The sequence below is a fragment of the Bacillus sp. FSL R5-0439 genome (genome assembly GCF_038008805.1).
Taxonomy (GTDB): Bacteria; Bacillota; Bacilli; order Bacillales; family Bacillaceae; genus Bacillus; species Bacillus safensis.
Map to the genome: position 1 here is coordinate 309,038 of NZ_JBBOZW010000001.1, position 17,855 is coordinate 326,892.

General features: G+C 44.1%; 16 protein-coding genes. 14 read left to right on the forward strand and 2 right to left on the reverse strand.

All coding sequences use genetic code 11. The features are described 5' to 3' along the window. The first annotated feature begins 17 nt into the window (after positions 1-17). Positions 18-1,640 (forward strand): L-lactate permease, encoded by a 1,623-nt coding sequence (locus NST59_RS01695; RefSeq protein ID WP_064498610.1) that lies wholly within the window; start codon positions 18-20, stop codon positions 1,638-1,640. Between the two features lie 45 nt (positions 1,641-1,685). Here NST59_RS01695 and NST59_RS01700 read toward each other — a convergent pair whose 3' ends face one another. Next, positions 1,686-2,675: a LacI family DNA-binding transcriptional regulator gene (locus NST59_RS01700; RefSeq protein ID WP_039176311.1), complete on the reverse strand. Its 990-nt coding sequence runs from the start codon at positions 2,673-2,675 to the stop codon at positions 1,686-1,688. 109 nt (positions 2,676-2,784) lie between these two features. Here NST59_RS01700 and NST59_RS01705 point away from each other — a divergent pair, with 109 nt between their 5' ends. The 7 genes from NST59_RS01705 (at position 2,785) to NST59_RS01735 (ending at position 9,415) form a co-directional block, all read left to right on the forward strand. Beyond that, a complete protein-coding gene (locus NST59_RS01705; protein ID WP_058837276.1) occupies positions 2,785-4,110 on the forward strand; it encodes a DegT/DnrJ/EryC1/StrS family aminotransferase in 1,326 nt (441 codons plus the stop codon). Continuing rightward, complete coding sequence (locus NST59_RS01710) at positions 4,085-4,951, forward strand: HAD-IIB family hydrolase (protein WP_039176316.1); 867 nt, start codon at positions 4,085-4,087, stop codon at positions 4,949-4,951. The genes NST59_RS01705 and NST59_RS01710 overlap by 26 nt, the downstream gene beginning before the upstream one ends. After that, positions 4,948-5,994 (forward strand): Gfo/Idh/MocA family protein, encoded by a 1,047-nt coding sequence (locus tag NST59_RS01715; RefSeq protein ID WP_039176319.1) that lies wholly within the window; start codon positions 4,948-4,950, stop codon positions 5,992-5,994. Before NST59_RS01710 ends, NST59_RS01715 begins: the two co-directional genes overlap by 4 nt. A gap of 54 nt (positions 5,995-6,048) precedes the next feature. Beyond that, the gene (locus NST59_RS01720; protein ID WP_247544622.1) at positions 6,049-7,233 is read left to right on the forward strand and encodes an MFS transporter; all 1,185 of its coding nucleotides are present in this window, start codon (positions 6,049-6,051) and stop codon (positions 7,231-7,233) included. Positions 7,234-7,348: 115 nt separating this feature from the next. After that, positions 7,349-7,978 carry a LysE family translocator gene (locus NST59_RS01725; protein WP_144490697.1) on the forward strand — a complete coding sequence of 210 codons (630 nt, stop codon included), beginning with the start codon at positions 7,349-7,351 and terminating at the stop codon, positions 7,976-7,978. A gap of 105 nt (positions 7,979-8,083) precedes the next feature. Further along, positions 8,084-8,467 (forward strand): UPF0715 family protein, encoded by a 384-nt coding sequence (locus NST59_RS01730; RefSeq protein WP_185847152.1) that lies wholly within the window; start codon positions 8,084-8,086, stop codon positions 8,465-8,467. A 189-nt stretch (positions 8,468-8,656) separates the two neighbouring features. Then, positions 8,657-9,415 carry a YqcI/YcgG family protein gene (locus tag NST59_RS01735; protein WP_099662871.1) on the forward strand — a complete coding sequence of 253 codons (759 nt, stop codon included), beginning with the start codon at positions 8,657-8,659 and terminating at the stop codon, positions 9,413-9,415. On the opposite strand, the gene NST59_RS01740 is transcribed toward NST59_RS01735, so the two are convergent. Beyond that, positions 9,410-10,726 (reverse strand): amino acid permease, encoded by a 1,317-nt coding sequence (locus NST59_RS01740; RefSeq protein ID WP_039176332.1) that lies wholly within the window; start codon positions 10,724-10,726, stop codon positions 9,410-9,412. The genes NST59_RS01735 and NST59_RS01740 overlap by 6 nt on opposite strands. 112 nt (positions 10,727-10,838) lie before the next feature. Here NST59_RS01740 and NST59_RS01745 point away from each other — a divergent pair, with 112 nt between their 5' ends. The 6 genes from NST59_RS01745 to NST59_RS01770 all read left to right on the forward strand — a co-directional run bounded on the left by NST59_RS01745 (position 10,839) and on the right by NST59_RS01770 (position 17,843). Continuing rightward, positions 10,839-11,435 carry a DUF1989 domain-containing protein gene (locus NST59_RS01745; protein ID WP_106025724.1) on the forward strand — a complete coding sequence of 199 codons (597 nt, stop codon included), beginning with the start codon at positions 10,839-10,841 and terminating at the stop codon, positions 11,433-11,435. A 197-nt stretch (positions 11,436-11,632) separates the two neighbouring features. Beyond that, the gene (gene nadE / locus NST59_RS01750) at positions 11,633-12,454 is read left to right on the forward strand and encodes an ammonia-dependent NAD(+) synthetase (protein WP_024424335.1); all 822 of its coding nucleotides are present in this window, start codon (positions 11,633-11,635) and stop codon (positions 12,452-12,454) included. Between the two features lie 519 nt (positions 12,455-12,973). Beyond that, complete coding sequence (locus NST59_RS01755) at positions 12,974-13,831, forward strand: citryl-CoA lyase (RefSeq protein WP_082672180.1); 858 nt, start codon at positions 12,974-12,976, stop codon at positions 13,829-13,831. Further along, positions 13,828-15,261, forward strand: coding sequence for an aldehyde dehydrogenase family protein (locus tag NST59_RS01760; protein WP_058837281.1), 1,434 nt, complete (start codon positions 13,828-13,830; stop codon positions 15,259-15,261). Before NST59_RS01755 ends, NST59_RS01760 begins: the two co-directional genes overlap by 4 nt. Positions 15,262-15,327: 66 nt before the next feature. Further along, a complete protein-coding gene (gene aroD / locus NST59_RS01765) occupies positions 15,328-16,044 on the forward strand; it encodes a type I 3-dehydroquinate dehydratase (protein WP_216431146.1) in 717 nt (238 codons plus the stop codon). Positions 16,045-16,082: 38 nt separating this feature from the next. Beyond that, on the forward strand, positions 16,083-17,843 hold the full coding sequence (locus NST59_RS01770) for a thiamine pyrophosphate-binding protein (RefSeq protein WP_144490699.1): 1,761 nt from the start codon (positions 16,083-16,085) through the stop codon (positions 17,841-17,843). The last annotated feature ends 12 nt before the right edge of the window (positions 17,844-17,855 follow it).

Genomic DNA, 17,855 nt, shown 5'->3' on the forward strand with positions numbered 1-17,855 from the left:
GAAAAGGATGAATCACTATGTGGCAGCAAATATATGATCCGTTTGGTAATGAATTCGTCAGTGCATTGGTGGCAATGCTCCCAATCTTGTTTTTCCTACTTGCATTAACCGTTTTTAAGTTAAAAGGTGTTTTAGCCGCTTGTTTTACCTTAATCGTCAGTTTTGTAACAGCTGTTTTCTTCTTCCATATGCCAGTTGAAAAGGCATTATCTGCTGTGCTGCTCGGTATATCTAATGGGCTGTGGCCGATTGGATATATCGTGATCATGGCGGTATGGCTCTATAAAATTGCCGTGAAATCTGGTAAGTTCGATGTCATTCGTTCTAGTATTGCAGGAATCTCTCAAGATCAACGTCTTCAGCTCTTATTAATAGGTTTTAGCTTTAACGCATTTTTAGAAGGTGCTGCTGGGTTTGGTGTACCGATTGCGATCAGTGCCGCTCTCTTAACAGAGCTTGGGTTTAAACCGCTGAAAGCTGCGATGCTCTGCTTAATTGCCAATGCTGCATCTGGTGCATTTGGTGCTGTAGGAATCCCAGTGATTACAGGGGCGCAAATGGGCAATATGACGCCGCTTGCGTTATCTCAAACCCTTGTATATACGATTCCGTTTATTTCATTCTGTATTCCGTTCCTACTCATTCTGATTGTAGATGGATTCAAAGGAATCAAAGAAACTCTGCCAGCCTTGCTTGTTGTGAGTGGAACCTATACCATTTTGCAAGCTGTTACAATGGTGACGATGGGTCCTGAGCTTGCCAATATTATTTCTGCCTTAGCAAGTATGGGAATTTTGGCTTTATTTCTTCGGAAATGGCAGCCAAAACACATTTATCGAGAAGAAGGAGCGCCAGATATTGAACAGAAACAAACGTATCGCGGCGTTGAAATACTGAAAGCATGGTCTCCGTTCTATATTTTAACTGCTGTTATTACGATATGGAGCCTGCCAGCATTTAAAGCATTGTTTGCTGTAGGAGGACCGCTTAACTGGACGACCATTTTAGTGAAAATGCCATTTTTACATCAGCAAATTGTGAAATTACCACCAATTGCACAAACGGAAACACCTATTGATGCGATCTTTAAAATTGATGTCATCAGTGCAACGGGTACTGCCATTCTGATTGCGGTGATGCTGACAGGGTTGTTTAGCAGACATATTACATTAACAGAAGGCGCTGCCTGCTTAAAAGCAGCGGTGAAAGAGCTTTGGCTCCCCGTTCTTACCATTTGTTTTGTGATGGGCTTTGCCAACCTGGCGAACTTTGCTGGACTAAGTTCTGCGATTGGACTTGCTCTTGCCAAAACAGGCGATTTGTTCCCGCTTGTCAGCCCGGTGCTGGGCTGGATCGGTGTGTTTATTACGGGGTCTGTCGTGAGTAACAACGCCTTATTCGGTAACCTTCAAGCGGTCACTGCTTCTCAAATCGGCTCACAGGCAGGTTTGTTAATTGGGGCGAACACGACCGGTGGTGTGATGGCGAAATTAATTTCTCCACAATCTATCGCTATCGCTACAGCAGCTGTTGGAGAAACAGGGAAAGAATCTGAGCTCTTCAAAAAGACCGTGAAGTACAGCTTCATTCTGCTCGGCATTGTATGTATATGGACATTCATTCTTGCTCAATTTTTATAGGTTGATAGATTAAAAAAGACTGAGAGAGATCTCAGTCTTTTTTCTTTATGTAGATTCTCTTGTCACGAGCCGGGTAGGCAGCTGGATATGTTCGCGCTGTAATGGTTTTTGGTCTTGCAGAAGCGAGATCATTTGCTGTACTGACCGCTGGCCAAGCTCTACGATCGGTATGTCAATCGTGGTGATCGTTGGAGCTGTCACTTCGCATATGTCTTGGTTGTCATAGCCGATGACCGCTAGATCCTCGGGGATTTGATAGCCATATGAAATGGCCTGTTTAATGAGCCCTGCTGCAACTTGATCATTGCCGGTGAAAATGGCATCAGGCGCATCCGTCATATGATGAATGACCTCCATTAAGCGAAAGCCGTCTTCAATGGTAAAAGCCTCTCCAAACAGCCAATCATCTTGCAGCGGCAAACCGTGAGCAGAGAGTGCATCAAGATAGCCCTGTTTTCTTTGTTTCTGCGCTTCACTGCTTTCTGTATCAAAGCAAAACCCAATCGATTTTCGCCCCGACCGAATCAAGTAGTCCACCGCTTTATAGGCAGCTTCCCGTTCATCGTATCCAATAATCGGGATGTTTGCTGTTTGATGATATTCATTTGCCATGACGATGGGGCCGTTCGTTAAAAATGGCTCAATTTTCTCCCACGTATTTTCTAACGCCCCCAATATAACCCCATCTACTTCTCTTCTTTTTAATAATTGAAGTCCTTCAAGCTCTAATGCTTCTTGATAAAACGTCTGAAGCACGATGGCTTTATATCCTTGATCAAGGGCTTCTTTTGAAATGCCTTTAATCAATTGTGCAAAAAAAGGATGGTCCACAGCTGGGACAGACACAGCAATGGTTTTTGTCTGATGTGACCTTAGTGTGCGGGCTGCTGAACTCGGTGTATATTCCATTTCTTTCATCACCTGTAAGATGAGCTGCCGCTTTTCTTCTGACACATATGGGTGATGGTTTAGCACTCTGGAAACGGTGGTGGTTGAAACCCCGCAGCGTTTGGCAATTTCATAAATTGTACACATATTAACAAATCCTTTACACAAAGTTATTGTTCTGAAATCGATAACATCATTTACAATGTGAAACAAGTTAAATATTAACAAAAGGAATTGATTAATTGGAGGGAATGGAATGCAAATATTGACGAAGATATCAGGTAAAAGCAAGGATTATCTTCCTTTGCTGGATATGATCAATCAAGGTGTTCAAGTAAAAGCCGATTCAGTTGAAAAGCATCTAGCAAATGAAAAGCTGGTGACGTTCCTTGAGCAAGATATAGAACGCACAGGTTTGGAAAAAATTCTCTTCCATTATAAACAAAATAAGGAAAAAAAGATACCGTTTCTGCCGGTTGATAAACTGATTTCAGAGGATGAAATCGATGATATTATGCTGGTGTTGAAGGAAGTATTGAGCTCTGGCCGTTTTACTTCAGGGCCATATATTCCGACCTTTGAAAAGGCGATTGCTGAGTACTTAGGGAAAAAATATGTCATAGCCACGTCAAGTGGAACAGATGCCTTGATGATCAGTCTCATATCGGCAGGCGTCCATCCGGGAGACGAGGTGATTTTGCCAGCCAACAGCTTTGCTGCAACAGAAAATGCAGTGCTTGCCATTGGGGCTGTTCCGGTATATGCCGATATCGATCCAGAAACCTACTGCCTCGCAGCGAGTGAAATAGAGAAGCATATCACAGATAAAACGGTATGCATTCTACCGGTTCATTTATATGGAAAGCAAGCGGATATGAAGGCTATTTCGGCGATTGCGAAACAGCATGGGCTGAAAATCATTGAAGATGGCTGTCAAGCGATTGGCAGCAGTGGCCTTGGTGCTTATGGAGATGGACTTGTTCTCAGCTTTAATCCATACAAAAACCTTGGGGTCTGCGGAAAGGCAGGCGCCATCGCTACAAACGATGAGGCCTTAGCGGAAAAATGCATGGAGATCAGCTATCACGGCTTTGAAGCTGGAAAGAAAAATGTCAAACGCAGCGACTACGGCTTTAATTCCAAAATTGATAATTTGCAGGCAGCAATCGGACTCGAACGAATGAAGTATTTAGGACTGCAAAACTTTAAACGTTTTTACTTAGCCAAGCGATATATTGACCAGCTGCAAACGCTTGAGGATGAAGGATACATGAAGCTTCCGAAGCTGACGGATGATCATGTATGGCATCTATTCCCGATTAGAGTACTGAAGGGAGAGCGAGATGAACTGGCAGCGAAATTGCTGGAAATGGGCATAGAGACGGATGTCTATTACCCGATCCTATCGCATCAGCATCAAACAAATCTTGTTTCTCAAAAGTATAGACAAACAACACTACCGCACACGGAAAAGGCAGCGCAGCAATTACTTCACTTGCCACTTTACCCAGGAATGCCGCTGCAAGATCAGGAGAAGGTCATCGAGGGGGTTCATCATGTTATCAAGTCTTCCATTCAATAAAAAACTGCTGAATCAGCCGAAGAATCCGCAGTGGATCGTCTTCTGTGATTTTGATGAAACGTATTATTCTCACGAAATGACAGAGGAGCAGAGAGAGGATGTCAAGCGGCTGGAAGCCTTTGTAGCAGAAAAGAGTGAAGCGGGACAGCTTTTGCTGGGCTGGGTGACGGGAAGCAGCCTCGATTCTGTCACGAGCAAAATGGAAAAAGGCGGGTTTCATCAATTCCCGCATTTCATTGCGTCGAACTTAGGGACTGAGATTGTATATACGTCGGATGTTCATTTTGGACAGCCAGATGCAGAGTGGATGAAGCGGCTGGATGCACAGGGCTTTTCAGATGAAAAAATCGAAGACATCCTGGAAACTGTCCGAGAAAAGGGCATTTCCCTTAGACCGCAAACGCAGCTGGGCAGCTCAGGGTATAAAAAGAATTTCTATTATCAAGAGCAGGATGAACGGACGGATCTTCATCATCTATCATTTATTCAAACACTGGCTAAAGAGCGGGGTGTGGCGGTCAACATCAACAAATGCAACCCGCTTGCAGGAGATCCTGCGGATTGCTATGATGTCGATTTTTTACCAGTAGGAACAGGGAAGGATGAAATTGTCCGCTTTATGCTGAACCAATATGATCTATCGAAAGATCAAGGCTTTGCGTTTGGTGATAGTGGGAACGATTTGCGGATGCTTCAATCCGTCACGCACGGTTTCCTTGTCCAAAATGCGACAGGCGAAGCCAAACGGCACCATCACCAAATTTGTCATCATGGGTATGCAAAAGGAATCTATGAAACTCTGAAAACAGTGATGTATAAACATGAGGAGGCACATTCATGAAGAAAATTGGAATTGTTGGAGCAGGGAATATTGCAAAAGCACATGCAAGAGCATTATCAACGATCAAAGGTGCAGAATTATCCGGTGTCTATGATTTGCATGAGTCGGTCGCACAGGGATTCATTAAACAGTACGGCGGACGTGTGTATTCAAGTATCGAGACACTTGCAGATGCATCTGATGGGTTGATCATTGCTTCCCCTAATTTTTGTCATAAGGACCATGCCCTTCAGTCGCTAAGAGCAGGACAGCCGATTTTATGTGAAAAACCGATGGCTGTGTCGCTGAAGGAAGCGAAGGAAATGGTAGAGACAGCCAAACAGTTCCAAGTTCAAGCCAGTATGGGCTTTAACTATCGTTATTTATCCTTTGTGAATATATTGAAGAACTTGATTGCCAACGGAGAATTAGGCCGTATTTTGACCGTCAGAACTCATTTTAAGAAAAACAGTGCCCTCAGAAGAAAGACATTTTCATGGAGAGACAGCGGCGAAAGTCTGCGTACGAGCGGTGCGCTAGGAGATCTTGGCATTCATTTGATTGATATGCTGTGGTACTTATTTGGCAGTGAAATGAAGAAAGAATCACTTAACACCAAGATGCTGACACGTGTAAAGGAAAAAGAAGAGAAAAAGGTACAGGTGGATGATCATACCGAAATTTTCGGGCAGATGGAGAATCAAGTGTTCTTTCATTTGGTGACATCCAAAAGTACGCAGCCTGAGGAATGTGGATTTAGTGTAGAAGTCGTTGGTCATGACAAGGTATTCAAATACCATACGAACATGAAAAACGAATATGAGATCAGTGATGGATTGTGTGTGGAGCGTCATCAAATGCCGCAAACCTTGCTGACAGATCCGCCGAATGAATTTTACGGATGGTCCGATACATTCCGCGATCAGCTGATGCATTGGGTGAATACTGATCCATACCCAACTCATATGAAGGTCGCTGATTTTGAAGATGGTTATCGCGCGCAGGCTGCGCTCAATACATGCTTTGAGAGGGAAGAGGCAGTTGTCTCTGCTCAGGCATATTAAAGAGGTGGAGCGGAGGATGTCATGACTCCGCTCCTTTTTAGAGGAAGTGAAAAGATGAAAAAGGTATTTTATTTTGGCTGTGTCTTTTATTTTTTTATTGGGACCATTCATGTGTTCTTTGGCAGCTTAACGCCTTATTTGCTGTCGAGTTATGATAAGGGTCCTGGGGAATTATCATCTTTAATTTTTTTTCAGTTTATTGGTTTTTTGACAGGTGTTCTGCTATCCCCCATTCTAGTGAGAAAAAGAGGCTATGGCGCTGTGCTGACGATGGGTCTTTTGCTGATGATTGGCTCACTTCTGCTGGGGCTGTTGGTGCCGGGCTGGACGACGCTTGTGCTGGCAGGTTTTTTTCTTGGGAGTGGCGCAGGCAGTCTTGAGACAACAGCCGGTGCGTATGTCATTTCAATGGCTAATAGTGCAAAGCGAATCAGTATCATGGAGGTCTTTTTTGGATTAGGTGCACTGTTATTTCCGCTAGTGATTTTGCTGACTGTCACAGATCAGACATGGCAGTATGTGTTTTTATTTCAGGTGGGTGCGCTGACATTTTTCCTCATGCTATGGCTTGTTTTTATGAACAAACTGCCTCATGGACAGATGGATGCTCCTTCCACAGGAGGGATGAGGAAACCGTCCTTGCTTCTTGATCGAAATAATCGAATGATCGTGGTCATTATGATTTGTTTTGCCTTTTTCTACGCAGGGATTGAAACGAACTTTGCGAACTTTTTGCCGTCGATCATGCTGGAAAAGGGGGGAGAAAATTGGGGCCTCTTTGCGGTCTCTACTTTCTGGACAGCGATCGTCATTGGCAGGACTGTGATTGCGAGAAAAGCTGATCAGCTGCACCCGCTGCGTTTTTTAAAGCTAAGCGCATCACTGATGATTTTGCTGCTTGTGATATTCGCTCTGACAACCCACATTACTGCGCAGCTGATTCTCATCTTTTTCATCGGCCTTTGCGCAGCTGGCATGTTCCCAATCGCACTGACAGCATCAGCGCTAATGATTGAAAATGCCATCGATGAGGCGACGAGTTATTTTATTGCAGCCGCGAGCTTAGGCGGAGCCTGCTTGTCCTTTTTGATTGGATTTAGTCTTGAATGGGCAGGAGCGGCAAGTGCCGTCTTTGTATTTGCTTTCTTAGCTGTTCTTTTGTTTGTAGCTGCGATTCAAATGAATCGTTCTAAGAAAAAAGAAACAGTACACCCGCAGCAGACGGAACTGAAAGGCTAAGCACATGATCAAGCCGCTCCCCAAGGTCCCCCTGAAATGATGTCAAAGGACTTGTACTAAAACGCAGAAAGTTTGAATAACATGTACAAGTCAGCATCAAAAGGAGGACGTCTATGTGGCGGTGTTTTTTGGTTATATCTTTTTAGGGTTGTCGCTTTCAGCGCCTGTTGGGCCAGTCAATGCAGCCCAAATCGACAGAGGTATTAAAAGTGGATTTTGGCATGCGTGGATTTTTGGTGTGGGGGCTATGGCTGCGGATATTGTCTATATGCTTCTCATCTATTTTGGTGTCGCCCAGCTTTTGACTGCACCTCTTGTAAAAACCTTTTTGTGGCTGTTCGGCTTTTTCGTTCTGACCTATACCGGTATTGAAAGTCTGCGTAAAATCAATTTACAGGAGAGTCCGAAAAAGGATAGCGGAAACACATCAGTTGGCCATTCGTTCATGACCGGATTTTTCATTTCTTTATCTAATCCGCTCAGTATTTTGTTTTGGCTTGGCATCTACGGCAGCATCTTAGCCAATACGATCGAAAAGTATGGAGCTTCCCAAATGCTCATGTACAGTATGGCTATTTTTATTGGCATGCTGATCTGGGATTTCAGCATGGCACTGCTAGCTAGTTCGTTTAGGCGTTATTTAAGTGAACGTGTGTTACATGGCTTATCCGTTCTTGCAGGAATATCTTTACTTGGATTCGGCGTCTATTTTGGGTATCAAGGGATTATGGCGTTGATTGGGTAGAAAAACAGACTGATACATACAGTCTGTTTTTTTTGTAAGGATTGACAGACATAACACATTCTTGAATAATGGTGGAATAGAAAATGGCTTGAAGGAGCTTCTGCTATGCGTATGTTTCTGCCAGTATTTAATTATTTGTGTATGTTGATTTTATCAGTCATCACAGCAACATTTGTTTATACGTTTTTATTTATGCCATCTGAAGCGGGCTTCAGTTATGTGGAGATGACCAGTCTGTTCATTTTGCTTGCTTATGTCATTTTTGCTGTACCAATTCAGCTTGTTTTACACCGGCATCCTAAAAGGTTTCGAAGCCGTGACTTATTTATTTATTTTATTGCGGCCTGGGTGGTTTGCTCGGCTTTGGCTTTATGGATTGATTATGGACTTGTTGTGTTCATCAGCTATAAAGTTTATTTGTTTAGCTTCTGCGCAGCCCTTATTTATTGGGTGCTGGATTCCGTCTTTTTGATGAAGAGCCAATCGTAGAAATAACGAAAGGCGCTCTATTAACTTACGCTAGGTTCATCACATAATAGAATAAAAGAAACAAATACCTACTCAATTTGAATGGAGACCCCATCTTGTCATCCGCAAGGAAAGTCGTGGAAGGACAGTCACCACAGCCATTTCCACCTCATAGGCTGTGGAGAAGACGCTAAAACGAGGTGGAAGGAAATGGCCCAGCTGTATGCAAAAAGTTGCCTTGATCAAAATCTACGATCACTAGAAGAATGGAAGCAGGATGCTTTCAAACAATTTGGCGAGATGGTCGGAGATGAAGCAGATACATTCCCTTGTGTACCCGGGAGACAGGGATTTTTTCTCGATCATTTACGCTATGGGTTTGTTGGTGACCCGAGGGAAGAGGAAGCAGTGGATGAATTAGCCCAGCTGCTTAGAGAATACAAAGGCTGTGCGAAAGAAACCGGTCAATATGCTTCATTTATCTGTTTTTTTGAAACACCGCAGGATTTAAAGGAAAGTTCGCTTGAAGAGTTTGAGCAGCATTTTTGGTCGCTGCTTCAACGGCTGCATCATAAAGATGAAGAACCATGGCCTGAGGAGATTCCGCTAGATACTCATCATCATGAGTGGGAGTATTGCTTCCATGGTGAAGCTTATTTTATTTTGTGTTCCACACCTGCTCACAAGCTCAGAAAAAGCCGCCACTTCCCTTATGTCATGATGGCATTTCAGCCTAGATGGGTGTTTGAGAAATTGAATGGATCGACCAAGTTTGGACAAAAAATGAGCCAGCTCGTTCGCAAGCGGCTCAAAGCATATGATGAGGTCAGTGTTCATCCATCATTAAAATGGTACGGGGATCCGACCAATCATGAATGGAAGCAGTACTTTCTCCCAGATGAAGAGGCGGAGAAACCAGCCTCCGCCAAATGTCCATTTACTGCATTAAAAAACATGATGAAATTATGATGCGGTCTGATCCTGTTTCCACTTTTTCCTCATAAATAGCACCATGACGGCAATCACTGCAATGATCCCAAGGCTGATAAAAAAGCCAGGTCGTCCGCTTGCCTCTGTTAATGTGCCTGAAACGGCGGCTCCAATTAAGAGCAGCGCAAGAATCATTTCACACGTTTGGCGAGTGGATGGCTTGGATAGCTTTTTACTTGAGAACAGAATAAAGATCCATGTATACAGCAAAGTAAGACCGGCTGCTGTTGTGAGATGCTCGTAGATGTGTTTGGACAAAAAGAGTGCAAGCAAAATCGAGACAATTAAGCCAGCAGCAGTTAAGATAATCGAAGACCATCTCACATGCGATGGATCTTTTTGTTTAAAGCAAGCAGGTGCATCCTGATGCTCTGACATTGTGCCGAGCAGCGTTGTGACTGCATAGAGAGAGGCAACCAATGTTGAAAAACCGGCAATGATGAAAATGCCATTAAAGATATGAAGAAAGATCGATAAATGAAACGGCTCTAATGAAGTAATAAATGGACTGCTGTTCTCATTAAAGGCTGTCACTGGGACAAGCAAGAGAGCAAGTCCGATTGAGACGATATAGATGACTGCTAGAATGATCAGCATGACACGTCCAGCCTTTGCTGCATCTTTCGGGTCCTTTAAATGAACCGCCATCAGCCCCATGACTTCAATCCCCCCAAAAGCATAAAACGCATAAATCAAACCATTCCAAAGACCAAGCGGACCAAGAGGCATCCATTCGTGATCCTTATTAGGCAGATGAAGGGTCGGTTTATGTTCTGTCAAAATGCCGAATAATACAAGCACCGCAAGAATCATAAATAGAAAAATCGCCGCTGTTTTCAGTACCGCCAGAACATTTTCTGTCTTTTGAAAAGAAGAAAGCCCAATGATAATGACGAGCAGAGCAAGAGCGGAATAAATTGCAGAAAACACCCAAAGCGGAACAGAAGGAAACCAGTGACGGGTAAATAGAGAAATGGCGGTTAACTGACTTCCTGTAATCAGCATTTCTGCAAACCAATACACCCAGCCATTACTAAATCCTGCCCAGCGTCCATATGCTTTACGAGCATAGGAACAAAATGACCCTTTATCAGGATTATCGGCTGTCATCGCAGCCAAATGTTTAAAAACGAGATACGTTCCGACCGCAGCAAGCAAAAAGGAGATGCAGACGGAATAACCGGATTTTGTAATGGCGATGCTGGAACCAAGGAAGAACCCAGTGCCAATTGTACAGCCGACTCCGATGAGAGAAAGCTGCCACCAAGATAAAGATTGTTCTTCTTTCAATGCAAGTGCAACACCTTTCTATTTCAATGACATTAGCTTGTGACCGCGTCTTTTTTTTATACATGATCAAGGGGACATTTTGGGCATACTGTCATGGAAAGGAGTGCATGTGATGAACGGAGAATACGTCATTTTGCCAAAGGGTAGACTCGGCTTTCGTTTAGGGAAAGGCCAATGTATGCGAGTGGTTGATATTGAAGGCCAGCAAGTAGCAGATGTAATGGCCTATCATGAAAAGGATTTTTATGAAAAATTTGACCAAGGTGCGACGATGGACAGTTTGTTCTCGTCCAAAGTAAAAAAAGGCGATAAGCTCTATTCTAATTTATATAAACCGATGTTTACGATCATTGAAGATACAGTAGAATGCCATGATTTATACATGCCCGCCTGCCGGCAAGAGATGTATCAGCTTTTATACGGAAGGACGCACTTAGAGGTCATGCATACATGCTACGACAATTTGCGGACGGCCTTTGAGCCTTTTGGAATTCCAAAGGAGGATATGTATTATCCTTTTAATGCCTTTATGAATACAGTCATTGATGAAAAAGGAAAGCTGTCTGTCGAGCTGCCAAAATCGCTGCCAGGTGACTACATTCGCCTGAGGGCTGAAATGGATCTCATTGTGGCCGTGTCCGCTTGTCCTGCTGATATTGGGAAGTGTAATGGTTCAAGCTGTACATCTATACGGGTAGAAATCGATTAAAAAAGAAAAGGACCAGTCCATAAAGACATGGTCTTTTTCACTTGTGAATGTTTGATATCTAAGAAATAGGGGAACGTCTAACAAAATGTTCTTGATGAAAACATGGTATAATGGAGATTCAAAAAACGTTGTTAAATCAATGAATTGTGTGTAAAACCTGTTCTCTTCATGTAGAGGATGCTTAGGAGGAAAAGTGTATGAGTTTGCAGAAAAAGATCAGCCAAGAGTTGCATGTGCAGCCCTCAATTGACCCAAAGCAGGAGATCGAAAAACGGGTTGGATTTCTAAAGGAATACTTGAAAAAAACCGGGGCAAAAGGATTTGTACTCGGCATTAGCGGCGGGCAGGATTCAACGCTTGCCGGACGTCTTGCACAGCTTGCTGTCAGTGAGCTTCGTCAAGAAGGAAAAGAGGATGCTGTCTTTATTGCGGTACGCCTTCCGCATGGTGTGCAGCAGGATGAAGATGATGCACAGCTTGCTCTATCATTTATTCAGCCAGACAAGTCGTGGAAATATGATATTGCACCTGCCGTATCAGCATTCAGTGATCAATATCAAAAAGAAACAGGCGGCCCATTGTCTGACTTTAATAAAGGGAATGTCAAAGCACGTATGAGAATGATCGCGCAATATGCTGTCGGCGGTGAGGAAGGATTGCTTGTCATCGGTACAGATCATGCAGCTGAAGCAGTAACCGGCTTCTTCACGAAGTATGGTGATGGCGGTGCAGATGTTCTTCCGCTCACAGGCTTGACAAAACGCCAAGGCCGGGCGCTACTCGAAGCGCTAGAAGCACCGGAACGCCTGTATTTAAAGAAACCAACAGCCGATCTGCTGGACGACAAACCTCAGCAAACGGATGAAACAGAACTCGGCATTACGTACAATGAAATTGATGATTACTTAGAAGGCAAACCAGTGTCAGATCAAGCAGCAGAAGCGATTGAAAAGCGCTATGTTCAATCAGAGCATAAACGCCAAGTACCCGCTTCCATGTTTGATGATTGGTGGAAATAAAAAAGAGACCTCTCCAGAAGATGGAGAGGTTTCAGCGTGTAGGCAAACCCTCGCATTCGGTGTCAGGTCTGCGCGCCGGTACTCACGAATGTCACATTCGCTCCGCGCCGGTACTCGTCCTTCCTAGGGCTGCAAAGGTTTTCTATCACGCTGAAAAGAAGACAAAGGGCTAAAATAAAGATCGTTTTAGCCCTTTGTCAATAATCAGAGACCTCTCCAGATGGAGAGGTTTTTTTATGTCGAATTTCAAGTGGGTTTGACAAAATAACCAAAATTTCATTAAATTAGTAGAACGATATACTTAAGTCCATTTCACTAAATATCGGTTTTTTTGATCAAAAAAAGCAAGCATAATTAGTTCGATTCACTTAATTTCGTTTCTATTGACAGTATTTTCAGAAAAAATGATTGACGAAGAAAAAGAATGCGCTTACAATGAAACCACATTCCGAAAAGTGAAATTAGATTCCACTGAATGGAATAAAGGGGTGGTTCACCTCCAAATAAGAAGCTAAAGGAATGATGGACACAATGAAAAATCGAAGTGCACTGGAAATTTACAAAGAGGGAGGCGCTTGGTGGGAGACTGAGATTAGTCATATTCAAAAAAATTCAATTGAACTTCGAGGATATCCGATTGAAGAACTGATTGGTGAATTGTCGTATCCACAAATGCTCTATTTACTGCTTGTTGGTGAATTATTGGATGATTCAAAAGCAGCTCTTTTTGAAAGTGTTCTTGTCGCAGGTGCGGACCATGGACCAAGGGCGCCATCTATTGCAGCAGCCAGAATGGCGGTGACTTGCGGCATTTCGTTTAATTCCTCTGTTGCAACAGGGGTGAATCTATTAGGTGACATTCATGGCGGAGCCGGAGAGAAGGCCATGCGTATGTTATACGAAGCCAAAGCGATCTACGATGATCAAAAGGATGTACAGTCTGCGGCAAAGCAAGTGTGTCAAACATGGTTAACTCGCAAGGAAAAAATCCCGGGAATCGGACATCAGCTTCATGATGATGATCCGAGGGTGAGACGTTTATATGAGCTGAGTCACACATATGTCCAGCAAGGTGTTATCAGCGGGACATATTTACGATTAGCCGAAGCGATTAGACATGAGCTTGAACAGCTGAAAGGGAAGAAAATCACGATGAATATAGATGGTGTATCTGCTGCCATCCAATGTGAATTAAACATTCCGGCCGAAGCAGCAAAAGGCATTTTTTCCTTATCCAGAGGAATGGGCATCGTGGCGCATGCATATGAGGAGCTGACAAAGGGAGCCCTCGTGAAGGGACCTTGTCCGAATGAAGAAAGATTGGTTCGTTATGCAGGGCATGGAACGCGGCACTTGAAGGAGGGAGAAAAAATTTGAGTGGTTTCAAAGCGTTGTCATATATAAACGGCGAGTGGCTGGATACCGATCGTGTCAAAACTGATATCATCAATCCTTACTCAGGAGAAAGGATCGGTACATCCTATCTCGCCTCATCAGAAGACATAGAACAGGCACTTTCTAGTGCGCAGCATGCTAAAAAACAAATAGCGGGAATATCGGCAATCGAACGCTCAAAGCTTTTAAAAAAAGCAGCCACCTTACTTGAAGAACAAAAAGACCATTTTGCAAAACTGATTTCGCTAGAACTAGGCAAACCACTTAAAAATACAAGAGATGAAGTTTCGCGATCAATCGAGACGCTGGCGCAGTCGGCGGAAGAAGCGAATCGATTAATAGGTGAGACCATTCCTGGCAATGTATCATCGCGTGGACAGGGAGCAATGGCCATGACATTTAAAGTACCAGTCGGAGTTGTACTGGCAATTACCCCTTTTAATGCACCGCTCAACTTAATTTGTCACAAAGTCGGTCCGGCCTTTGCGGGAGGGAATGTCATAATTTTGAAGCCCGCACCGCAAACATCAGCTGTTGCCACAGCGTTTGTCAAACTTCTTCTCGAAGCAGGATTTCCTGAGGCTGGATTGCAGCTTGTAATTGGCGGGATCGAGGCTGGGAAGCAGTTAGTCACTGATGAAAGAACGAATCTCATCTCTTTTACCGGCGGGGCTGCCGGAGGCGAACATATTACAACCTCTGCGGGATTAAAAAAGGTACTGCTCGAACTTGGAGGGAATGGCGCGACGATTGTTCATCACGATGCAGATATTGAACAAGCCGCATCCCTTTGTGCCAAAACAGGCTTTAGTAATTCCGGTCAAAGCTGTATTTCTGTTCAAAGAATTTATGTCCACCAGGAGATCATGCCGACGTTTACTGAGGTATTAAAACAAAAAGTAGAGCAGCTTGTCGTTGGAGATCCGCTGTCTAGTGAGAGTGATATCGGCTGTATGGTTGATGTCCAGGCCGCGCAGCGTGTTGAGGCCTGGATACAAGAGGCAGAGAGCATGGGTGCTGAGCTTTTATATGGGGGAAAAAGAAAAGGAGCGAGCATCACGCCAGCTATTTTGTTAAACCCTCCGAAACAGGCCAAGGTTGTCTGTGAGGAAGTGTTCGGCCCAGTTGTCAGCGTTCTCCCTTATGAGGAGCTGGAGGAGGCAATCAAAGAAGCAAATGATAGTCGATATGGGTTGCAGGCAGGGATCTTTACGAATCAGCTGGATGTGGCATTACACGCAGCAAAAGAGCTTGAAACTGGCGGTGTTGTCATCAATGGGACATCGAATTTTAGACTGGATCATTGGCCTTATGGTGGGATTAAGCGAAGTGGTCTTGGAAGAGAGGGTCCGCGTTTCGCCATCGAGGAGATGACCGAAACCAAAATGGTCGTGCTCCCAAATGGTCTGTGAAAGGGGCGGAGGGATGTGAATGCATTTCAGCAAAAAGTAAAAAGTGTGCAGACAGGCGGTCAACCAATGATTTGTACGCCGCTCATCGGACAAACAAAGGAAGAATTGTTTCATGAGGTCGAGGTGTTAACAGAGAAGAAGCCTGATGTGATCGAGTGGCGGGCAGATTTTTTTCATCACCTTCATGACAAGGAACAAGTGATAGAAACCCTTAAGGGAATGGTAGAAAAGGCAAAGGGCATCCCATTTTTATTCACCATTCGCTCTGAAAAGGAAGGCGGTGAAAGTATATCACTCTCCGAAACTGAGAAAGTTTCTTTGCTTGCCGAGCTTTGTTCCACACAGCTTGTGGATGCCGTTGATTATGAATTGATGCAGGATGTGGCACATATACAGCAAGTCAGTCAGGCAGCTAAAAGAAATGGCGTCACCTTGATTGTGTCGTATCACGATTTCTATCGCACCCCTGAGATAGATCGTCTCGTGCAGCTACTCGTCAATGCAGAATCAGTCGGCGCCGACATCGCAAAGATCGCAGTGATGCCGCATTCCTATGACGATGCATTAACACTGCTCTCAGCGACCAGCTATGCGAAAAAGCAGCTGTCAATTCCCGTGATTTCGATGGCAATGGGGGAATACGGGGCTTTTACAAGAATGGTTGGCGGACTTTTTGGATCTGTCATGACCTTTGCTGTAGGGAAAGAAAGCTCAGCTCCCGGGCAAGTCGCGATACAGGATTTGAGCAATGTTCTATCTATTGTGTTTTCAAAGAATAAGTGAGTAGCAGATTCATAGCTGCAACGTGAGAGGAGAGAAACATGAAGAAGAATATTTCTACACAGGTTATTCAGTACTTAGAAAATCGGGGAGTCGAGCATATTTTCGGTCTCTGTGGTCATACGAATATTGCTTTTTTATCAGCGCTTGAAAAAAGCTCGATTCAATTTGTAAATGTCAGGCATGAACAGATAGCAGCACATGCAGCAGATGGTTATGCGCGAGCAAAGAAACAGACGGCTGTTGTTCTCAGTCACCTAGGTCCTGGACTCACCAATGCGGCAACAGGTGTGGCGAATGCAGCACTTGATTCCATTCCGATGGTTGTCATTGCAGGAGATGTTCCAAGTCATTACTACGGAAAGCACCCACACCAAGAGATTAATCTTCATTCCGATGCCTCTCAATACGAAATTTACCGGCCGTTTGTGAAAAGAGCATGGCGAGTCGATATTCCAGAATTATTTCCAGAGATTTTATCAAAAGCATTTCAGTTAGCTGAAAGCGGCCGACCTGGCCCGGTGCTTATTTCTGTTCCGATGGACGTGTTCTCAAAAGACCTAGATGTGTCCCTGTTTGAACAAATGAACCATCATACACACACCATTGAAAAACCTTCTATTGATGATCAAACGGCCAATCGGATATTAGACCGATTGCTGCAGGCAGAAAGGCCGCTCTTATATGTAGGGGGAGGCATTTTACTAGCTGATGCAGCTGAAGAATTAAAGGCATTTTCTGACCATCTAAGTATCCCTGTTGCTCATTCTTTGATGGGGAAAGGAGCCATGCCGGATGATCACCCAATGACCCTTGGAATGACAGGATTTTGGGGGACAAAATTTATTAATGATCAGTGCAAAGAGGCGGACTATATATTGGCTTTAGGCACCCGTTTTGCTGAAGCTGATGCGAGCTCGTGGGAATCGGAGTATACGTTCAATTTCCAATCAACCAAGCTCATTCATATTGACATTGATCCGAATGAAATTGGCCGGAACTACCCTGTTGAAATTGGAGCGGTAGCCGATCTCAAGCAGGCACTGACCGTACTCAATCGCGTGGCGAAAGAAAGGCTGCCAGAAGGTATCGATCGCCCTGAACTGAAAAAGGACATTGCGGCATATCGTGAGGAATTTCAAAAGAGCAATTTGACGAATATTCAAGACGAGTCTTTCCCAATGAAACCGCAGCGTATTTTGCAGGAAGTGCGGGAAGTATTGCCGTCAGATGCTTTCATTACAACCGATGTTGGCTGGAATAAAAATGGGGTAGGACAGCAATTTCCTGTATTGACTCCTGGGACCATTTTAACGCCAGGTGGTTTTGCGACGATGGGATTTGGCGCTCCCGCTGCACTTGGAGCAAAGATTGCCCAACCTGACCGTGTCGTTGTGTCACTCGTTGGAGACGGCGGATTCGGTCAAAATCCATCCGTTCTCGCAACAGCCGTTGAAGAAAATATTCCTGTTGTGTGGATTGTGATGAATAACAGTGCGTTTGGCACAATAGCCGGCTTGCAAATGGCGCACTATGAAACGACGTACGGCACTGTTTTTAGAAAAGGTGGAGAAAGCTATTCTCCGGATTTTGCTGCCATTGCGAGAGGTTATGGAATGAAGGGGATTAAAATCACTTCTGCGTCTGAATTCAAAGAAGCCTTGGCTGAAGCCATTGCCTCTCAAGAGCCTTGCGTCATTGATGTAGCGATGAAAAATGATCCTGTTCCTACGGATGGACATTGGAATATTAATGACATTTATTCACCAAATACAAAACGCTCACATGTCAGTGTGAACTAAACATTACTAGGG